Below are 20,224 nucleotides of genomic sequence, written 5' to 3' on the forward strand. Positions count from 1 at the left end.
TCACTGAAGGGAAAGCGCGCCGGTGTCCCGCCAATAGCCAGCCTCCTGCTTCTCGGTCTGCAACCGCAGGCGCACCGTGCTGGTTCGCTGCGGGGCACCGCCGGCATCGAGGATTTCCTCGATCTGGAAATCCTCGCGCAGCGCCTCGGCCTTGGCACCCGCATCCTCGGAGATATCGGCACGGCGGATCTTGAGCGTGAGCGGCAGCGAGAGACGCGGCACATCGTCAGGATTGGCGTATTCGAGGATGTAGAGGCGCGAGGCGTTCCACCGCTCCAGGTCCAATTGCCGGAAGCCCAGGAAAGTGGGCGCGCGGAATTCCATGGTGAAGCTGATCTCCTGGCCGTCACTGCCCTTGCCGGGCAGGCGGTCCGGGTCCTCCAGCAGGACATTCTGCCGCAGCATCTGCCCGCTGAGTTCCAGCCGCCCGAAATACCGCGCGGTGGATTTCATCGCGAGCTTGCTGGAGCGCAGAAGGAAACCCTCGAGCCGCCCTTCCGCCAGCGCGCAGAGCATGGCGCCGACCGCCGCCGTCGTCTTGGGGTCCTCCACGCGGCCCGCGGGATCGCGAAACGGATACCAGCCGCCCGCCTGATACCCGTTCATGGCGACGATGCGATGCGGCGGCACCGGCATCTTGGCGCGCACGATATCCTCGACGGCGCGCAGCCGCGAGGGCCGGCCGGAGAGCAGCAGCCAGTCGCAATCAAAGGCGTGGACCGCTTCGCACAGATCCGCCAGCACCTGTCCCACGGCGCTTTGCACCACAGCATCCACCTTGCCGGAGAAGGCCGTGATCTCGACCCCCGCCAGGCTGAAATCGGCCAGGCCCAAGCGCGCGATCCGCTGCTCCAGGTAATGCACCGGCGCCTTCACCTCATGCCCGGCCAGGATCTCACCGACGCTGCGGCGCATCACCTCATGATTGGCGCGCCCCTCGCTCCGCTCATAGGCGTGCAGCACGGCGAGGCCCAACCGCTCCAGCACCTGGCTCACCAGCTGCCGGCGCAGATGGCGTTCGGCCTCACTTTGCGCGCCCTTGTCGCCGCCGAAGACCTCCTGCAGCAGCGCCTTCGCATTGGGCAGCCCGGCCGTGCGCAGCGCCTGCTCGATCTGCGGCAGGACGATGCTCTGGATCACCTCCTGCAGCACCTCATCGCCCGCGATGCGGAAGCCCTCGCGGAAATTCTGGTGCGGCTCCACCTCCTGCCCCTCGCGCGTGGTGTAGGTGCAGATCATGAGGTCCGTCGTGCCGCCGCCGATATCGATGCTGGCGACGCGCAAGGAGGGTTCGCGGCCGTATTTCTCGCGCAGGCGTCCGGTGAGCGTGAAGAAAGTGCCAGGGCTGGCGCGCAGCCGCTCCGTGGATTCGGTGTAGAGGAAGACCAGCTGCGTGGCCGTCGCCTCATCCAGGTTCGCGATCACGCGTGGCTCGATCGGCGCTGCGATGCCCGCCTGGCTCCAGCCCAGCATGTCCCAGGCAAGACGCACGGCGGCCTCCACCCGGTCACGGAAAATGCCCTGCTCCACCAGCGGCATGGCGGGCGGCATGGTCAGCAGGATGCGGCGCAGGCGGCGCGGCACATCGGCGAATTTCGTGGCGTAGCGGGTGTCCACCGCGTTGATCTGGCTTTGCGCCTGCATGAGCAATTCGGCCAGCAGGAAGGTCATCATGGAGGAGCGGCTGAACAGCGCCCGCATCGCGGGGCTGAGCACGCCACCACGCCGGCGCCGTGTGCCGCGCAGCACCTCGCCCTCCTCGGAGACCAGCGTCATCAGGCTGCCGCTGACCGGCGGCTCGCTCGTCGTGCCGTCGCTGCCCATGCCGTTCCAGCGCCAGACCTGCGATGTCGGCCGCTCATCCCACAGATAGCGCTTGGGCGAGGAGAGCCCCGTGGCCCCCTCATTGCCGCGCGAGAGGGCGGCGAGGCGCATCGCCTCGGTGCCGACGCGCACCGGTGCCAGCCATTGGAAGGCATTGCCACGCCCCGAACGCCGGCTGAGCGTGTCCTTGCCGAAGGTGGCCCGGCTGAACTCGACGCGGCTTTCAAAGGCCTGCGCGTAGCTCAGATGCGGCTGGCCGAGATCGCGCAGCTTGAGCGGATAGCTGTTGTTGAGGTTGATCTGCGTTTCCCGCCGATCCTCGATCAAAATGCCGCAGGTGCGCGAATTGCCGATATCCAGCACCAGGTCCACGTTGATCGGCTCGTAGGGCTTCACCTCGGAGACGACGTCCACAAGCTTGATCCGCGGCAGAAGATTGGCCTCGCTGAGGATCTCGAGGAAGGTGATGTAGCGCGCCCAATGCTCACACGCCCGGCCCTCCGGCACGGCGGCGCCGCGCGGGCCGGACCGGGCCACGCGCATCTCGCGCTGCATCTCCTCCAGCCATTGCGCCATCCAGGCTTCGTTCATGAACCAGGCATTGGCGTCGCGCTTCGCCACCAGCACGAATTCGCCGGCGCCGCGACTGTCATCGGGTGAGATGGCGGTGTAGGGGCGGGCCTCCTCACGCGCACGCAACGCCGTGTCGAAGGCGACCACGGCATGGTGCGTATGGCCATCATGGTCCGGCGCGGGCAGCGGGACGATGCGGATGCGCGCCCAGTTCGTGGGGCCCTTGTCATACACTTCCTGCCCGCCGGCCATCACGGTGGCGATGCGCAGCACGGGCAGCGGCACCCAGCGGTCCAGATAGGGCTCCAGCGCCTGGTTCCGGCCGATATTGTAGGTTTCCTCCTCGGGCGGGGTGACGCCGGATTCCGCGTCGATCAGCGCGTCATTCGCCTCGGTCAGAACCCGCAGGTTCACGAGGTTGGGGGCTTCTGCCTCGGTGCCCGCCGGCATCGGCCTTTCCCAGAAGCTGCGCAGAATACGTGGCAGCTTTTCAAGGGTGAAGCGAATATCGATGAATTGCACGCCGCTCTGTGGCACCAGGCTGACGATACGCGGCAGCACCTGCATCAAACATCGCCCTGTGATCTGTATAATATTGCATGGTGCCCGACGGTCCCTGTGGATTCAAGGCCTACGGCGATCAACGGGGCTGCCCCCCTTGGCAGCTTCATGAAAGCGGAAATACTCTGCGATAAGGGTTGGGGGTGGCCATGGCGGAACCGCTGTTCATCGGCAAGGTCGAATTCTCGGCTGCGGAACCCGTCAATCTGGGTGGCACGCCGGTCATCCGGCTGCATGGCGAACTGGTCGTCATCCTCAACGAGTTGCGCGCCGGTGCCGCCGCGCGAATGTTTGCCGAGCCCGTTGTCGGCAGCAGCGCCGTCAGCCTTTACGCCGAGGGCTCGGGCGATCCGCAGCGTTTCACCAGCCTCTCCCCCACGCGCCGGGCCGAGGCCGAGGCCGTACTCCGCGCCCGCCTGACCGAGTTGCTGCCAGCGCTGGACCATCCCACCGCCGGCCCCCTGCTGCGCCGGGCCCTCTGCGTCGGCATTGATGACGGGCTTTACGCGCTGGATGATGGCGTGGTGATCGTGGGCTGGGGCATGGTCCCTGCCGGTGGACCGCAGGATGAGGCGGCCATCACGGATCGGGTGCGGGCTGTGTTTGCGCGCTTCAGCCCCGCCCTGGCCACTGCGGGCGAGGGCTGGCTTTCCGGTCGCCCGCTCACCGCGCCGCCGCCACCGCCCGCCGCCTCTGCCCGCCCAACGGCTGTCGCTTCCCCACGGCCTGCCGCGGCGCCCATTGCCGCACCGGTGGGGGCCAGCGGCATTGCGGTGCCGCCAAAGCCGCGCCCCGCGACCTCCGCCCTCTGGCTGGTGCCGCTGCTGGTCGCGGTGGGCGCGATTTTCTTGCTGCTCGGCGCCTGGCTCGCCTTTCTGCACATGTCGCGGGAGGTTGCGCGCCAGCCCAGCACCGTCTCCCTCCTGGATGAGCGCGCGACGAATGAGGCGATCCGCCTCCAGCAGGAGAGCAACCGCGCGCTGGAGGCCGAGTTGGAGCGCGCCCGCCGCGCCGCAGCCCAGCCCGAGGTCTGCGCCGCCGAAGGCCCGCTCAGCCTGCCGCCCGCGCCCGAGCGGCAGCGCATCCAGCCCGAGGCGGTGCCCCAGCCCGTGCCGCAGCAGCAGGGCCAGGCGCCGCAGCCTTTCAACGGCTCGCTGGCGCAATTGCTGGAGCGGGGCGTGGTCATGGTGGTGACGTCCGGCCAGCGTGGCGTCGGGCATGGCACGGGCTTCTTCGTCTCGGGCGATACCATCGTGACCAATTCGCACGTGGTGGAAGGCGCTGATCCCGCGCAGGTCTTCATCACTTCCGCCAGCATCGGCCGGGTGATTCCCGCGCGGATCGTGGCACGAACCCGTGGCGCGGGCGGCGGCGCGGTGGAACCCGGCGAGCTTGATCTGGCCGTGCTGAAACTTGACCAGCCGGTGCCGGGCGCGCAGCCGCTCGGCTTCACCCGCACCGCCGAACGCCTGACCGATGTGGTCGCGGCGGGCTACCCCGCCTCGGTCGTACAGGTGGAGCAGGGCATGCAGGAGCTGCGCCAGGGACGCCTGCAGACGCCGCCCGAAATCGTGCTGACGCGCGGAACCATCAGCACCTTCCAGACGCTCGGCAACAACTACACGATCATGCCGCATACGGCCGACATGTCGCCCGGCAACAGCGGTGGGCCGCTGGTGGATCTGTGCGGCCGCGTCGTGGGCATCAACACCTTCATCAGCCGGGCCACGGCGGTGGCGGACCGGGTGAAATACGCCCAGAAGACCGATAGCCTTCTGGCCTGGCTGCAACAGAATGGCGTGGCCGCGGATGTGCGTGATGGCGCGTGCCAGCCGGCCCTGCCGGGCTTGCCCTTCCAGCCGCCTGCCGCCACCCCGGCCGCGCCAGCTCCGCCCGCCCCGATACCGCCGGCCGCGGCACCCCCGGCTGCGGCACCCCCGGCTGCGGCACCCCCGGCTGCGACACCCCCGGCTGCGATACCACCGGCTTCGGCCGGGCCCAGGTAGCGGGCGCGGGACGCGCGCGGCATGGAAGCCTCACTGATCGCCACAACTGGCAATGCGGATTTGCAGCCGCTGGCGACCGGCGGGCAGATCGCGACGCAGGTCTGGCAGCAGCTCGCAGGGCATTTGCGGCAAAGCCTGAGCCCGCAGCACGCCGCCCTGCTCGCCGAACCACAGCCGGACCAGGATCGCGGCGTCACCGACTGGTATTCCGAAGCGGCGGGCACCCCGGCCCTGCTGGAGGAGATGCCCGAGCCTGCCCGGCAGGCGGCGCGCGACACGCTGACCCGCCTGGTCGAGGGCGTGAACGGCGAAATCGCGAAGCTGCGCGCGAGCCGGCGTGATGCGGACAAGCTGCTGGCCGAGTTGCTGGCCCTCGCCCTCATCACCCCATCAGCCGGCAGCGTGCGCGTCATTGGCGGGCAGCCGGTGCTGGTCGCTTGGGGGCATGCCGCAGTCAACACCGCCCCCGCCCCGGAATTGCTGCTGGGCCAGCTGAGCCGAGCGCCGGGCATGGTTGGCTCAGGCAATATGGAGATCGTCGGCCCGCCAGCGGCCGAGGCGCTGCGCCGGCCCTGGGCTGCCATCGCGGCGCTGTTGCTGGCCTTGCTCCTGCTGCTCTTGCTTCTGTTGCTGCTCTGGCGTGATCCCTTTGGCTGGTTCAACACGCCGCCGCAGCAATGCGTCATTGCCCCCGGTGACATCGAACTGGCCGAGCGCCTGCGCGTCGAGCAGGAGCGCGAGGGGCAGCTTCGGCAGGAGATCCTGCGCGAGATGCAGCGCCTGGCTACCCGCCGGCTCGCTTGCCCGCCCATACAGCGTGCGCCGGAACCCCAGCGCCCCCCCGTGCCGCCGCCAGCCACGCCCGCGGAACCGCCTGCATCGAGACCCAACCGGGATGCCGAGCGGGCACGAGAGGAAGGGGCACGCACCGGCCGCATCCAGGTCATCCTGGGCTGGGATGACGTGAATGACCTCGATCTCTCGATCATCTGCCCGGATGGCCAGAGCCGCATCTTCTATGGCCGGAGGCAGGCCTGCGGCGGCACGCTGGATGTGGACCGCAATGCCGGCGGCTCGCCCACCAACCGGCCAGTGGAGAATATCGTCTTCGAGCGGGACCCGCCGCCGGGCACCTACCGCATCGTGGTCACCCATTACGGGACGCATGCGGGCGGTCCGCGCGTCTCGCCCTGGCGTGTCACGCTGCGGCGCGAGGGACGGCCGGATGAAAGCTTCTCGGGCAGTGTGGCGACGGGTCAGAGCGTGACCGTCACCACTTTCACTGTGCCATGAAAAGGCAAGGGGCCATGAACCGGGCCGGGGGCGCGCCATGCAGCAGCTGAGCCAGTTCCCGGCCGCCACCTACCTTTCCCTGCTGCCGCCGGGCGTGCCGCACGCCACGGCGCTGGCCACTCTTTCGGGCATGCTGGCCACGCATGCGGGGGCGGAGACGGCCAGGCTTTTCGCGGCCGTGCAGGAGACGCCCGAGGGCTACGCGTTCCTGGCCCCGATGGGCCGCATCGCCCGCTTCGACCAGCTGGACGCGGAAGGCCGGCGGCGATTGCGCGCCGAGATAGGGCGCTTGGCGAGCCTGCTGCGCCGTGTGGCGGAGGTCGCAGCGCATTCGGATCCGCCCGCCCATGGTGGGCTTCCCGCCCTGGTGGCGGGGGCGCTGGAAGTGCCCTCCTTCGAGCATGTCTTCGCCCAGGACGGGCGACCCGTGCTCGCGGGCTGGGGCCTCTCCCCCAGCAACCAGCCGCAGGGGGCAGGGCTGCTGCGACCGCTGGATGACGGCCAACCCGCGCAGCATGGCACGCGGCTGCCGCTTCTGGCCCTGGCGCTGGGGGCTGTGGGACTGGCGGGGCTTGGGGCACTGGGCGCGGTCGCCACGCCGATCCTCTTCGGTCACACCGAGCGGGTGTGCCAGATCGAAGAAGCCGACGTCACCGCCCTGCTGCGGCTGGAGCAGGAGCGCGAGCGGGAACAGACGCTGCGCGCCGAGATCGCCCGCCTGCTGGGGGATGTGGCGCAGCGCCAGACCCAATGTCCCCTGCGTGAAGTCGCGCCGCCCCCCCAGCGCGAGCCACCGCCGCCGCCGCGTGAACCGCCGCCCCGCCCGTCAACGCCTCCGCCAACGCCGCCTCCGCCCCCAGAGCGGCCGCCCCCGGAGCGGCCGCCGCCGCAGCGGCCGGCCAATGCGGCGGCCTGCAATGAGGAAACCAACAGCGGCGGCCAGGGCGTTACCGTCACCAGGCACTATCTCGGCCCGAACCGCGGCCGCGTGGTGCTGAAATACGACGCGCGCATGGAGCCTGATAGCTTCGAGGTGCTGCATCGCGGCCGCCGACTGGGCTCCTCGGACGGGTTCCAGTCCGGTTATGGCGCCTTCAGCTTCGACTGGAATCCACGCGCGAACGGCACGGCGGAGGATTACGTGGTGGAAGTCCGCGTTGTGGGCCGCCCCGGATCTGCCAGCACGATCTGGCGCTACAGTCTTGATTGCCCGGCGCGGTGATGCGGAACATGATCAGTCGCATGTTTGCACCGCCTCATAGGGTCCTGGCCGCCATGCTGGCCCTGCCGTTGGCCGGCTGCGCGGTCGAGGGGCAGAACGCCGACCAGCGCGGGTTTTTCACCGGCATCGGCGCGGCGGTGACGGGGGCGGATATGCGCAATGTCCAGCGCCTGGAGGCCACGGCCCAGCAATCCGAGCTGGAGGCCCGCCTCGCCCAGCGCCGTCAGGAAAGCGCGGCCGAGACGGCCAGCTTGTCCAGCCGCCAGGTGAGTGCTGCCGAGCAGCGCCTGGCCGCGGTGCAGCGGGACATCGCGCGGAACCGCGCGACGATGGCGCGGCTGCGGCGCGAATTGCAAGCCGGGACGCCGCGTGCGACGGAAGCAAACCGCCTTGAGCAGGAATTGAACGCGCTGGAACGGGAACGCCGGGCCGCTGCTGCCCGCGTCAGCACCGAAGAGATCCAGCGCGTCGAGGAGCGCTCGCGCGCGTTGAATGACGAAGTGCGCCGCTTCGGCGCGATGTGAGGCCATGAGGCCAGGGAGGCAGGCGTGACCTTATCCAGACCGATCCGCGCGGCAATGCTGGCCATGATGGCAGGCCTGAGCCTCGTGGGCTGCGCATCCAACGCCTATGATCCGAGCCTCTCGCCACAGCAAAACGCCATGCGGCAGCAGGCGGGCCGCTGGAACGCGACGGTGGCGACGGGCGCGCTGGTGGGCGCCGCGGGGGGGGCCGCGCTGGGTGCCGCCGTGGGTGGCCGCAACCGGGGCACCGCCGCCCTGATCGGCGCGGGTGCCGGCGCGCTGGGTGGCTTGCTGGCTGGCGCCCTCGTGGCGAACCGCAACCTTGCCTTCGAAAACCAGGAAATGCCGCTGCAGGACCGCATCGCGGATGCCCAGGCGCGCGCGCTGGAACTGCAACGCTCCGCCCAGGCGGCGAATGAACTCGCGGCCGACAATATCCGCCGGCTGGACTTCCTGGAGAACCAGGTTCGGCGGGGGCAGATTTCCGCGAGCGCCCTGAGTGCTCAGGCGCGTTCCATGCAAGCGGATGTGGATCTTATGCGCCAGGAACAGAGCGGTGCGCAGGAGTTCGTGAACCGGTTGGCCGACAGCGCGAAGACCGCGCCGCAGCTGCGCTCGGAGGAGGGGAAAGCGCGGCATTCCGCGAATTCGATCCAGCGTTCGGCGGATCAGCTGGAGAACCGCCTGGCGCGCGTTCCGGCAGCCTAGAGCATGCCGTGTTGAGACGGCAGCATTGCCTGAGTTGACGCGGTAGTTGGTGCATTCGGTTGGACCAACGAAATCGAGGAGGGCGCCGATATTTCGTTAGGTCGTCTCGACCATTCGCGGCTGGCGGAGCGCTTCAGATGCTTGAGCTTTGCGAATAACTGCTCGTCGACGCTGATCTCGGCCGCGATCAGGCCGGAGAGGCGGGCGGGCCAGTTCAGCAGCGCGTCACGCATCGTGCTGCCGATCTCATCAAGCGCGGCATTGGCCTCGGTGACGTCGACCAAGCGGCGCTTGGCCTCGTCCAGCGAGAGGCGTTGAGGCTTGGTGCCAGCTGTCGAGGAGAGTGGCGAATATGTTGTCGAATTCTGAAGGAGACCGCGCCTTGACCACGGGGCGGCTCGGGGATGGAGAGCAACTTTCCCTGAAGCGATGGAAAGCGGAATCCAACCTTCTCTGGGGGTGAGAGCTCCTTGGCCATGGGTAGGGGGCGCCTGGCGGCGCGATGAACATCCCGTACGGCCTGATAGCCCGCATCTGCCAAGTCTGGGGCCTGGAACGGGCGGTGCGCAGGATGCGCGGACCGCGGCCCCTGCCACCGTGGCAGTCTCGCCGGGACAAGCCCTCACCCTTCGGCGGTGAACCCGCTGGCTGCCACGACCGGTCCCCACGCCGCGAAATCCGCCCGCAGACGTGCGGCGGTTGCCTCCGGCGACAGCACGCCCGGGGTGATCTCCAGCCGCGCCAGGCGCTCCCGCACCGGCTCCGCCGCGACCGCACGCGACACCGCCGCGTGCAGTGCCGCGACCAGCACAGGCGGGGTGCGTGCGGGCAGGACGATGCAGACTGCCTCATCGGCGGTCAGTTCGGCAAAGCCAGACTGAGCGAAGGTCGCGATGGTCGGAAAGGCGGCCAGGCGCTCGGGGGTAGTAACAGCCAGCAGCCGCCCCCGCCCGTCGCGCGACGGCGCCGCGACATCGGCCAGATGGCTGAACACCATGTCGATGCGCCCGGCCAGCAGATCAGTTAGCGCGACGGCATACCCATTGCTGTACGGCACGACCGTCAGCGCCAGACCTGCCTGCCGCGCCAGCGTCAGCGCCAGCATGTGCTGCGGTGTGCCGAGTTGCGCATAGCAGGTCGCATTGCCGCGGGCCCGCATAGCGTCCAGCAATCCCGCCAGGTCCGGCGCCGGGTGATCCGCCCGGACCATCAGCCCGTAAGGTAGCGTGCCGACCGTCGCGACGGGCGCGAAGTCCGCCAGCGGGTCATAGCGCGTGGTCCTGGGATAGACGTGCGGGAACAGGCTCAGCACCGGCATCGGCAGGTACATGAAGGTGGCGCCATCGGGGGCGGCCGCCTTCACATGCTCGAGCGCCAGGCGGGTCACCGCGCCGGTGCGGTTTTCGACCAGCACCTGCGGCGCATAGTCCCCGGACAGATGTTGTGCCAGCAGGCGCGCGACCGAGTCCGTGCCGCTGCCGGGGCCTGCGCCGGTCACCAGGCGCACAGGGCGGTCCAACGCCGGTGCCGCCTGGCCGGGACGGGCGACGGCCGCGGCGGCGAGCAGGGCAAGGGTGGCACGGCGGGTCAGGCAAGCCGGGGTCATGGCAGATGCGATCCTGGGTTGGGCAAACCGAACCTGGACCCTCACCCGTGTTAACCGGTAGTTCTTGTTTCCGACTTCCTGTTAGCCGCAAGGATACCCCCTATGCCATGGACCGACCGCGTCGGCCGCCGGCTGACCCCCCGCGACCTGCACATCTTCATGACGGTGGCCGAAGCCGGCTCCATGGCCCAGGCCGCCGATCGGCTCGCTATTTCGCGCCCGGTGATCAGCAAGACCATCGCCGGCCTGGAGGCGGTGCTGGGCGTCCGACTGTTCGACCGCACCGCCACCGGCTCCCTGCCGACACCCTATGGCGAGGTGCTGCTGCGCCGCGGCATCGCCGTGTTCGACGAGTTGCGTCACAGCGTGCAGGAAATCGCCGAACTGGCCGATCCGAATGCCGGCCTGCTGCGCATCGGCACCACCGAGGTGACGGCGGGTGGCATCGTCGCGGCCAGTATCGCGCGGCTCTCCGCCCGCTATCCACGGATGCGCTTCTATACCGAGCGCGGCGGCGTGCACCTGCGCATGGACCTGTTGCGGGAACGCCGGGTGGATGTCTTCGTCATCCGCCCCGCGACGAAGGACCCGGATCCGGATGTGGCGTTTGAACCGCTGATGCACGACCGGCTGCTGGTCACCTGCGGCGCGACCAGCGCCTGGGCGCGGCGGCGGCGCGTGTCACTGGCGGACCTGGTCCATGAAAGCTGGATCCTGGCCCCGGCCGAGGTCGCGCCCGGCGGATCGATGGCCGTGGCCTTCGCCGCCGCCGGTGCGGCGCTGCCCGAAACGATCATGATCAGCGACTCCTTGCCCATGCGCCTAAGCCTGCTGGCGACCGGGCGGTTCATCACGGTGATCCCGCATTCCACAGTGATGTTGGCGCCACGACCACATTGGCTGCGGATACTGCCGATCGCCATTCAGCCCTGGCACCTGCCGACGGTCATCGCGACGCTGCGGCACCGCACGCTGACGCCGCTGGCGCAATTGTTCATCGATGAGGCGCGGGCGGTGGTGGCGACGCTGGGGGACGGCGGCCCCTGACGTAGCACACCGAAGTTCCTCACATGCTCACTTCTCATGGAAACGTCATGCTGAAGGATTCCGCGGTGCTGAGGCGTGCGGCGCGGGAGGCTAGACAACCGGCATCGAGGTCAGGATCAGCGAGAGGGCCCCGACGAGCCCGAAAAGCTGCTTCCGGATGGCCCGGAACATTGCTGGCGGCTGACCGGGAATAGACATGGCAATCCTCCATCACGCCGCTTGCGCCGTAGCGGCGTCGCTCTCGTCGGTGAAGGCATAGGCGTCCATCCGCAGCACCCCGTAGCTCGCACTCCGGTGCAGGCGCTCCGTCCGGGGCGCCATCCCGGCTGCACCGAGTGCCACGTAGAGCGGCAGCAGATGCTCGTCGGTCGGATGGTTCCGGACCGCAAAGGGGGCCTGGTAGCGGTAGCCGAGCAGGTCGGGCAGGCGTCCCTCCCGCAGGGCGTCATCCACCCAATCGGCGAAGGCTGCGACCCAGTCAGGCTCGGGCGCGTCCGCCGCCTGGCCGAAGAACTCCTCGAGGTTGTGGGTGAAGCTGCCGCTGCCGATGATCAGCACGCCCTCTTTGCGCAACGGTGCCAGCGCGCGGCCGAGGTCAAGGTGATGCGCGGGACCGAGATGCGGCTGGATCGAGACCTGCAGCACCGGGATGTCGGCCCCAGGATACATCTGCGACAGCGGCACCCAGGCCCCGTGGTCCAGACCGCGCCGGTCATCCATGCGCGAGGCAAGGCCGGCGCCCGCCAGCAGATCGGCGGCGCGCTCGGCGAGGCCTGGCGCACCAGGCGCATCGTAGCGCATCTCAAAGAGCGCGCGGGGAAACATCTGGCCGAAGTCGTGAATGGTGGTGTTGCGCGCCATGGCGCTGACAACCGGGGTGCGGGTGCCCCAATGGGCCGAGGCGACAAGGATCACCGTGGGTCGCTCCGGCAGGTGCGAGGCAGCTTCACGCAGGAAGCGCCGTGCCGGCACATCCTCCAGCGCCAGTGTCGGCGCGCCGTGTGAGATGAAGATCGATGGCAACATGGGGAGCGGCTCCTCGTGGATCGGGTAACCCGCCGGATTGCGGTCCGGCGGGTTACCCGGCTCTGGTTCAGGCGACTGTGCTGCTGCGCAGGCTGGGCGAGCGGACCAGCGCGTGCGCGCCGTCGCCCAGCAGCGCCTGCACCACCAGGGCGAGCGCCCAGAAGGCCGGGAATTCCCAACCTCTGCCGGCGGCCGTGAAGAAGAAGCCTTTCGCACCATGGACCAGCACGATGGTGCCGAGCAGGACGGGCGCCAGCGCCACGGCGACCAGACGCGTCCAAACGCCCAGGATCAGCGCCGCACCACCCGCGACCTCGGCGGCGATGGTGGCGTAGGCGACGAAGGCGGGCAGGCCAAGCTGGCCAAAGAAGCCCACCGTGCCAGCCGGGGTGAAGACGAAGATCTTAAGGCCCGCATGGGCCAGAAAGAGCACGCCGAGTGCCACGCGGAGGGCGAGCGCGCCGTAGGGCGCTGTGCGGAGGTCGAGCATGAGTGATACGATCCTTGAAGGGGAGGGCTGCGCGGTCGCGGCCCGACACCGGCAATCTGGCGATTGGCGGCGCCCAAGGGCATTGCCGAAACGCGCCTAGTCACTGTGCGAAAGCGTGGGGGGCTGCCCTGGCTCAGGCCGCACGGCGCGGCGTGGGGTAGCGATTTACGAGCCCTAAGCCGGCATTCTCCGCCCCGGACCCTTCAGGCGCGGTTCCTTCCCGGGCCCCGTCAGGACACTCACCGCCTCATCGCCCCAAACGACAGCGTCGCGGCAGCCAGATCGAACGTCGCGGCGGGATCTTCCGCGCCACCATAAGGGCGGCGATCTTCGGGCTAGATTCGATGCGGTCGCATCATGGCGGCTGGATAGCGAGAACAGGCTGCCCGCGCGGGCCACGCGCCCGCCGGGAAGGCCAAGATCGGCATGTATATCAAGCCTGGACGGTATCGTTCCGCGACAGTAACTTTTTAAGCTCCGATTTACGGCGGGGGACTCGATGACAATCTTCACGGTGACCAACCTCAACGACGCGGGCGTAGGGTCGCTGAGGGCCGCCGTGGAAGCGTCGAATGCGGCGCCCCCTGCAGCGTCAAACTCCATCGAGTTTACGGTGGCCGGAACGATCGTGTTGGCCAGCGATCTGCCCGACATCACCAACACGGTGTCGATCGTCGCCGGCAGCAGCGACACCGGGAACGCGCCGACAATCGGCATCGACTTCAACCAGCATGCTGGGCTTGTGTTCGGGCCGGGTGCCGCGGGCTCGCAACTGGTCGGTCTGGCGTTGGGCAATGCAGACGGCAACGGGGTGACGCTGATCGCCGGCGGGATCCTGCTCAACAATGATTACGTGGGCCTCGCCCTTGATGGTTCGGCGCTCGCCAATTCCGGCGACGGCGTCTTCATCGCGGCCACCTCTTCGGGAAACCTGATCGGCTACAATCCCGACGCCGCCACCCTCGCGGCGGCGGGAAGTCCCGCCAACGGCGTGATCTCCAACGTCATCTCGGCGAATGGCGGCCACGGGATCAGCCTGCATGGTTCGGCCGACAACATCGTCGTGTCGAACCGCATCGGCACCAGCGTGGACGGCAACACGGCCATGGGCAATGCCGGCAACGGCATCTGGGTGACGAGCGGATCGAGCGGTAACACGATCGGCGGGACGGTCGTCGGCAATGACGCTGGCGGCTCGCCGAATGATCCGACGGGCGACAAGGGCACCGCAATACCCACCTTCGCGGCTCCGCCGCTGGGCAATCTCATCTCGGGCAATGGACAGAACGGAGTTCTGATCGACGCCCACTCGACGAACAACATCCTGAACGGCAACTACGTCGGCACGGCGGCCGACGGCAACACCGCGCTGGGGAACCAGGGCGACGGCGTCGCGATCGTGGATGCCGATTTCAACTCCCTGCATGGCTGCACCGTCGTTGATAACCCCTTCATCTACTACAATGTCGTCAGCGGGAACGCCGGCAACGGCATCCACGTCACCGACTCCGACCATGTGACGATCCGGGCCAACTTCGTCGGCACGGGCGCCAATAATTCCGTCATGGTCGGCAATGCGCTGGACGGCATCCTGATCGACGGCTCTTCACACAACACGCAGGTTGGTGGCGTGATCCCCCTCGGCAACGTGGTCTCGGGCAACGGCCTGAATGGCATTGAGGTGACCGATACGGCGAGCGGGTTCAGCACGCTCAACACCTTCGCCGGGATCTATGCCTTCGTCGGCATCGCACCCAATGGCATGAACGGCATTCTCATCACGTCAACCGGCGGGGACCAGATCGTCCAGACCAACGTGATTTCGGGCAATATGAACAATGGCCTGGAGATTTCCGGTGACGCCTGGGGCGTGACGGTCGTGCCCAATATCATCGGGCTCGATACCCGCGGCGACGCCGCCTTTGCCAATGGCAATCATGGCATCCTCATCGGGGGCACCGCGCATGACAACATCATCGGCGGCACCGGCATCCTGAGCAACGCCTCGGTCATTCGCCAGAACACGATATCCGGCAACGTCAACTACGGGATCGTGATCACCGACCAGGCCCATAACAATGTGATCGGCCAAAGTGCGATCGGGACGGATATCCAGGAATTCGCGGCCCTGCCCAATGGCGCGGGCGGCGTCCTGCTGGAAAGCACGGGCATTGGCAACGTCATCGGCTCAGCCAGCGTCGGCTGGTCGCCCTTGCCCGAGCCGGCTGTGCTGGTCAACGTCATCAGCGGCAACACCGGCAATGGCGTCACCATCGACCCTGGCGTGCAACTCAACGCGGTCGTCGGAAACTGGATTGGCCTGAATGTGTACGGCCAGTCCACCTTGCCGAATGGCGGTACGGCGATCATGGACGCCGGCAACCGCAACCTGCTCTACGGTAACCTGACCGTCGGGCCTTCGCCCATCCCCATTGAATCGCCCACAAGCCAGTTGGAGCTGCTCTATGTCGGCTGGTTCGGCAGGGCCGCCGATCCGCTCGGCTTCGAAGCGCGCATGGATCAGCTGCTGACGCTGATCACCGGCGCAATCCCCCTTGCTGCGGCGATCCGCACCGTCTCGGAGAGCTTCGCGGCATCGCCTGAGAACGCGCCGTTCGCGTCCCTCGCGGCCCTGACGGTGCCGGTCGGCTCTCCATCGCCCGAGTTGATCCTCCTCACCAACGACTTCATCAACCAGACCTTCACGAATCTCTTCGACCGAGCCGCCGACAGCGCGGAACTGGCGACCTGGCGAAACGTGTTCTTCTCCGGCGCGTCGAGCTTCTCCGATCTGGTCTACGATATCGCGTTGTCGGCGGTGAGCGACGACGTCACGGCGATGAACGCCAAGATCCAGGCGGCCGCCTATTTCACCGCCGCGCTGACAGGGCCCCTGGAGATACCGTCGCTCGCGGCGATGCAAGCCGCCGTGTCCGATGTGTTCGATGCGACGACGCAATACGCGTCCGAGGCTGCCACCAATGCCCAGGTGGGCTCCAGCCATGTCCAGATCGACTACCAGACGATCCTGAGCCCGCTCGACATCATCACCGGTGTGCGCGCGGATCTGGAAGGTGCCGTGATCCTGACCGGCAGCCGGGGCACGACCGGTTCGACGGATACGCAGGCCTTCCTGTTTCAGGGGCCGCTCAACGACACTGCGGCAGGCACGCTCTACGTCCTCGATCCGGATTTCGGCATCGGCCAGACGGTCACCACCGCGACCTTCTATGGACCCAACACTTCCATCTTCGAGCCTAGTATTGGTCTGGGCAAAGTTCGTGCGGTCGGCAGCTATCAATATGTGGAGAGCCCGACCGGAATCTTGAATCACGGCATGATGTATGAGGGGCCGGTCGACGGGTTCGGCGGCACCTGGACCCAGATCGACGTACCTTCGGACGGCATCAACGTGACCGATGGGATCGTGCTCGGCGCTTCCGTCATGGACACGATCCTGCACAGCACGGCGGGCGACCTGGTTGTCGGCAATTATGACCTTGTCGGGCCGGGGGGCGCCATCCTGGGTGCCAATGGATTCATCTACAATCTCGTGACCCAGCAATACACGTTGATGAACGTCAACGGCAGCTATGACAACCTGACGTCGCTCTACGGCATCTGGCAGAACGGCATCGGAAGCACATCCTACACGATCGCCGGGGGCAGCAAGGACGGGCTCGGTTTGAATGCCGGCTTCCTGGCCCATTACGATGTGTCGACTGGCATCTTCTCCGACCCCAGATTCTACACCGAGAACAACGCGCCCGGCATCTTTACCCATTTTGAGAATATCACGGCCATTCCCGGCGGATACAACCTGGTCGCGATGGGCGACGCCGGCACGGCCTTCGCCTTCGTTCCTTTAAATTCCGACGGTAGCTTTGGTGAGGCCATCTGGACCGGCGCTGACTTGCCGGGCAGCAGCCTGATGACTGGCAACATCGTCTATCAGAACGTCTTCGGGGGCATTTACAACACCGACAGTGGCACGGAAGTCGCCAGCTACCTGGGTGTGGTTGATCAGTCGTACGTCAACGGCGTTGGCGGCCTGATCATGCCCGTGGGCTCGTATGATTTCGCCTACTCGCTGAATGTTGCCGGAAGCGTCGGGGTATCCATCACCGGCTCAGCTTTGGCCAGCAATGTCCTCGGCGGTTCGATCGGCAATGACAGCTTCACGGGGACCCAAGATCCCTCTTCATTCGATACCATCTTTACGGGCGGCGGCGCCGACTTGATCCTGCTCGCGGCCGGTCATACGGCGCGTTCGCGCATCGAGCTGTTCGCAGCGAACGGCCTGTCCAATATCGCGGCCGTGGCGCCGGGGCTTACGGTCGCCGCCGTTGCCGGCAGCATCGTGAGTGCGGAGGATGTTCCGCAGCTGGGTTGGTGGGGCCAGGCGACAGCGCGGTTCGGCGGTCCCGTTTCGGATTCCACGACCAATGCCGGCCTGGGCCGCGGCACCAGCCTGGACATGTCGACCGTCATCAATTTCGTGACCGGCACGGCCGACGCGCCGGTGGATATCATTGACATTTCACTGGATGCCTTCAGCGACCTTGTGCGTGGTGCCAGCGGCGCGGCGCCTGTGGCGGGCAGCGCTGTCTTCAGCAACCTGGTCGGTGCCGGCGGCGTCATCACGGTCGCAGACGCCAACGTCCTGCTGATCGACCGGCCTATCGGCTTTGCCAATGCCGCCGCCGTCGCCGCAGAGCTGTTGGCCAACCCCATCACCTTCGCCGGCCCACAAAGCGCTGAGTTCAATCACTTCATCATCGCCTATGAGGACCTTGAGGGAGATGTCCGCATTGCCGACATGGACATCCAACTCGGCAGCGCCACGTCCTTCATCACGACCGCGCAAGGGGCAACCCTCTCGATCTCGGACATGGTGGAACTGAGTGGCGTGTCCTTGGCGTCCTTGCAGCCGGCGAACATTCACTTCCTGGATGCGGATATGCCGGAGGGGGTCACGCTGGAGGGTGGCGCAGGCCCGGACCTCCTGACGGGCGGTGACGGCAATGACAGCCTCTTCGGCCATGGCGGCAATGACACGCTCTCGGCGGCCGGTGGAAACGATCAGCTTTCAGGCCAGGACGGCGATGACATCCTGAACGGTGGCTCGGGCGCCGACGCCCTGAACGGCGGCAGCGGCTTCGACTATGCCAGCTATCAGGGCGCGGCCGCTGGTGTCGTCGTCTATGTCGCGTCGCCGGGGCTGAACACCGGCGATGCCGCCGGCGACACCTATGGCGGCATCGAAGGCTTCCTGGGCACGGCCTTCGACGACACCCTGGTGGGTGACGATAACGTCAACGTGCTCTCGGGCCTCGACGGCGATGACGTGCTGGTCGGAGGAGCCGGCAACGACGCGCTCTACGGGGGCGATGGCGCTGACATCTTCTACGCGGGTCCTGGCGCGGATTATGTCAATGGCGGCAATGGCTACGACTATGTCCGCTTCGACTATGCGACGGCCGGCGTGACAGCCTCTCTCGCCACGGGCACCGGGACTGGCGGCGAGGCCACCGGGGACATCTTCATCGAATGCGAAGCTTTTCTCGGCTCGCAATTCAACGATGTGCTGGTGGGCGATGCGCGCAACAATGTCCTCGTCGGTGGTGGTGGTGGGGATGTGCTCATCGGCGACGATGGAATCGATTCGATGATCAGTGGCGACGGCAATGATGCCTTGAATGGCGGCGGGGGCGCGGACGCACTCTCAGGGGGCGACGCGTCGGACGCCTTCTATTTCGTCAATGGCGAAGGCGGCGACACGATCAGCGACTTTTCCTCCAGCGTGGATGTCCTGGTGCTCATCGGATCGAGCTTTGGCTTCGCGGCAGGCGCCTCGCTGGATGCGCGGTTTGTCTATGGCACGGAGGCGACGTCCTCGCTCAGCCAGTTCATCTATGACCCCTATCAGCACACGCTGTTCTTTGATTCGAACGGGATCGGTGCAGGTGGGCAGTCCACCGTCTGCGTCTTGCAGGCAGGGGCGGCAATGGCCCAGCAGGATCTGGTGTTCGCCTGAGCGACCGGCAGGCCCTGACTGTTCCAGCCGGGGCCATTCGGCCCGAGGCATCCGCCGATTGCTACTGGCGATTTGGCGCCGGCCGGGACGGAAGACCATCGTCATGCCGGCGGAGGCGGGACCGCCCGCGGTTGCCCCAAGGGCCGACCCGGCGCTGGTGAAGGCGTCGGCGCGCGCGCACCGATACCAACGCCTGCTCGACAACGGTCGCCACGGATCGTTGAATGAACTCGCGGCGGCCGAGAAATTCGACTGGTCTTTCCTGAGGAAACTCCTCAGCCTGACGCTCCTGGCGCCGGATCTGGTTGTGGCGATCTTGGAGGGCCGCTGTGAGGCCGGCCTGACGACGCTACTGCGGCCACTCCCCGCATTCTGGCCGGACCAGAGCAGAGCGTTGGCCTCCGAGAGGAGGCCGGCTTCGCTTCAGCCGAACAATCCCGAAGAGTAATACGGCGAGGCGCCTGACGGACTCATCCGCAGACATCTGGCCTGCTGAGAAGCGGGCAGGCTCGGGGCCAACAAAGCCGTGAGTTGACCCCCGGTTGTCACCGGCGGGCGAAACTGGGCGCAACTATCAGCCCCGGAACTTCGGCGAATTTTGCGCAAAATCAGTTGGCCATTAGCTTGGGAACTGATCGCACAAGTCCGGAGGTGCCGAGGGAATTGGCCCTGCGGAGAGAAAGAATAGGCTTCCGGGCCCGGCGCATTTCCCAAGCCACAAGCCGAAACGCCTGCCGAGCTTGGCCATGGCAGCGCCTGTCACATAATCGGAGAATGAGGTTGGGAAAACCGACTGGAGCAGCGGTGGGAACCGGGTTCCAACCATGCCTGGTTTGTGTGAGACACGTCTCACCTGTTGCGTCACATTTGGGAGTGTCTGTCCGAAGTCCGAAGCGGCCCAGAGGTGACCCTCCGTTGACGGAATGGCCCAACCCGACCATCTATCGCGAGCCCATGATGGATTTCATCCGCTCTCTCCGCATCGCGCGCGTCCTCGGCCTTCTGGCCGTGCTTCTGACGGCCGGGTTCGGGCAGCACGTGCACGCGGCCAAGGCTGACCTGACACAGGCGATCGTCGGCGACTGCGCGACATCCGAGAAGGTGCCGAGCGAACAGGATGCGCCTGGCGCCGTTCATTGCGCCTTTTGTCATGCGGTAAGGGCCATGTTGCCGGCGGCGGAGAGCCTACGCGCGCCGATGATGTTGGCGAGCCGGCCGATCCCGGTCGAGAGCACGCATCAGTTGGATTCTCTGGCGCCCGGTGTCCCGTCTCCACCGCCCAGGTGCAGCGCCGCCGGCTAACCGCT

Annotated in this window: 13 protein-coding genes; 8 read left to right on the forward strand and 5 right to left on the reverse strand. The window is 67.2% G+C overall.

Annotated features, from left to right (window positions below; translation table 11 throughout):
- Positions 1 to 2,964, reverse strand: a complete 2,964-nt coding sequence (locus tag LHU95_RS09655; RefSeq protein ID WP_248711150.1) for a virulence factor SrfB — start codon at positions 2,962 to 2,964, stop codon at positions 1 to 3.
- A 143-nt stretch (positions 2,965 to 3,107) separates the two neighbouring features.
- Between LHU95_RS09655 and LHU95_RS09660 the strand changes: the two genes are divergently transcribed.
- The 5 genes from LHU95_RS09660 to LHU95_RS09680 are packed head-to-tail and all read left to right on the forward strand — an operon-like array spanning position 3,108 to position 8,711.
- On the forward strand, positions 3,108 to 4,964 hold the full coding sequence (locus tag LHU95_RS09660) for a serine protease (protein WP_248711151.1): 1,857 nt from the start codon (positions 3,108 to 3,110) through the stop codon (positions 4,962 to 4,964).
- A 21-nt stretch (positions 4,965 to 4,985) separates the two neighbouring features.
- Entirely contained in the window at positions 4,986 to 6,257 is a 1,272-nt protein-coding gene (locus LHU95_RS09665; protein ID WP_248711152.1) for a hypothetical protein, read from the forward strand.
- 37 nt (positions 6,258 to 6,294) lie between these two features.
- Positions 6,295 to 7,479, forward strand: a complete 1,185-nt coding sequence (locus LHU95_RS09670; RefSeq protein ID WP_248711153.1) for a hypothetical protein — start codon at positions 6,295 to 6,297, stop codon at positions 7,477 to 7,479.
- Positions 7,480 to 7,499: 20 nt separating this feature from the next.
- A complete protein-coding gene (locus LHU95_RS09675) occupies positions 7,500 to 8,003 on the forward strand; it encodes a hypothetical protein (protein ID WP_248711154.1) in 504 nt (167 codons plus the stop codon).
- Positions 8,004 to 8,027: 24 nt separating this feature from the next.
- Complete coding sequence (locus LHU95_RS09680; RefSeq protein ID WP_248711155.1) at positions 8,028 to 8,711, forward strand: hypothetical protein; 684 nt, start codon at positions 8,028 to 8,030, stop codon at positions 8,709 to 8,711.
- Here the strand turns inward: LHU95_RS09680 and LHU95_RS09685 are convergent.
- Both LHU95_RS09685 and LHU95_RS09690 read right to left on the reverse strand, forming a co-directional pair.
- Positions 8,708 to 8,995, reverse strand: coding sequence for a hypothetical protein (locus LHU95_RS09685; RefSeq protein ID WP_248711156.1), 288 nt, complete (start codon positions 8,993 to 8,995; stop codon positions 8,708 to 8,710). The genes LHU95_RS09680 and LHU95_RS09685 overlap by 4 nt on opposite strands.
- Before the next feature lie 338 nt (positions 8,996 to 9,333).
- Entirely contained in the window at positions 9,334 to 10,317 is a 984-nt protein-coding gene (locus tag LHU95_RS09690; RefSeq protein ID WP_248711157.1) for a tripartite tricarboxylate transporter substrate binding protein, read from the reverse strand.
- A 102-nt stretch (positions 10,318 to 10,419) separates the two neighbouring features.
- Here LHU95_RS09690 and LHU95_RS09695 point away from each other — a divergent pair, with 102 nt between their 5' ends.
- Positions 10,420 to 11,364 (forward strand): LysR family transcriptional regulator, encoded by a 945-nt coding sequence (locus tag LHU95_RS09695; protein WP_248711158.1) that lies wholly within the window; start codon positions 10,420 to 10,422, stop codon positions 11,362 to 11,364.
- A 210-nt stretch (positions 11,365 to 11,574) separates the two neighbouring features.
- Here LHU95_RS09695 and LHU95_RS09700 read toward each other — a convergent pair whose 3' ends face one another.
- The gene (locus LHU95_RS09700) at positions 11,575 to 12,390 is read right to left on the reverse strand and encodes a class III extradiol ring-cleavage dioxygenase (RefSeq protein ID WP_248711159.1); all 816 of its coding nucleotides are present in this window, start codon (positions 12,388 to 12,390) and stop codon (positions 11,575 to 11,577) included.
- Positions 12,391 to 12,457: 67 nt separating this feature from the next.
- Positions 12,458 to 12,880, reverse strand: a complete 423-nt coding sequence (locus LHU95_RS09705; RefSeq protein ID WP_248711160.1) for a DoxX family protein — start codon at positions 12,878 to 12,880, stop codon at positions 12,458 to 12,460.
- Positions 12,881 to 13,379: 499 nt separating this feature from the next.
- Between LHU95_RS09705 and LHU95_RS09710 the strand changes: the two genes are divergently transcribed.
- Together LHU95_RS09710 and LHU95_RS09715 are read left to right on the forward strand one after the other, a co-directional pair.
- Positions 13,380 to 18,917, forward strand: a complete 5,538-nt coding sequence (locus tag LHU95_RS09710; RefSeq protein WP_248711161.1) for a hypothetical protein — start codon at positions 13,380 to 13,382, stop codon at positions 18,915 to 18,917.
- A 915-nt stretch (positions 18,918 to 19,832) separates the two neighbouring features.
- Positions 19,833 to 20,219 carry a hypothetical protein gene (locus LHU95_RS09715; RefSeq protein ID WP_248711162.1) on the forward strand — a complete coding sequence of 129 codons (387 nt, stop codon included), beginning with the start codon at positions 19,833 to 19,835 and terminating at the stop codon, positions 20,217 to 20,219.
- The last annotated feature ends 5 nt before the right edge of the window (positions 20,220 to 20,224 follow it).

The sequence above is a fragment of the Sediminicoccus sp. KRV36 genome (assembly GCF_023243115.1).
Lineage (GTDB): Bacteria > Pseudomonadota > Alphaproteobacteria > Acetobacterales > Acetobacteraceae > Roseococcus.

Coding starts and splice junctions, on each gene's coding strand:
- LHU95_RS09655 (WP_248711150.1), bottom strand. CDS start 2,964: ATGCAGGTGCTGCCGCGTATCGTCAGCCTGGTGCCACAGAGCGGCGTG.
- LHU95_RS09660 (WP_248711151.1), top strand. CDS start 3,108: ATGGCGGAACCGCTGTTCATCGGCAAGGTCGAATTCTCGGCTGCGGAA.
- LHU95_RS09665 (WP_248711152.1), top strand. CDS start 4,986: ATGGAAGCCTCACTGATCGCCACAACTGGCAATGCGGATTTGCAGCCG.
- LHU95_RS09670 (WP_248711153.1), top strand. CDS start 6,295: ATGCAGCAGCTGAGCCAGTTCCCGGCCGCCACCTACCTTTCCCTGCTG.
- LHU95_RS09675 (WP_248711154.1), top strand. CDS start 7,500: ATGTTTGCACCGCCTCATAGGGTCCTGGCCGCCATGCTGGCCCTGCCG.
- LHU95_RS09690 (WP_248711157.1), bottom strand. CDS start 10,317: ATGACCCCGGCTTGCCTGACCCGCCGTGCCACCCTTGCCCTGCTCGCC.
- LHU95_RS09695 (WP_248711158.1), top strand. CDS start 10,420: ATGCCATGGACCGACCGCGTCGGCCGCCGGCTGACCCCCCGCGACCTG.
- LHU95_RS09700 (WP_248711159.1), bottom strand. CDS start 12,390: ATGTTGCCATCGATCTTCATCTCACACGGCGCGCCGACACTGGCGCTG.
- LHU95_RS09705 (WP_248711160.1), bottom strand. CDS start 12,880: ATGCTCGACCTCCGCACAGCGCCCTACGGCGCGCTCGCCCTCCGCGTG.
- LHU95_RS09710 (WP_248711161.1), top strand. CDS start 13,380: ATGACAATCTTCACGGTGACCAACCTCAACGACGCGGGCGTAGGGTCG.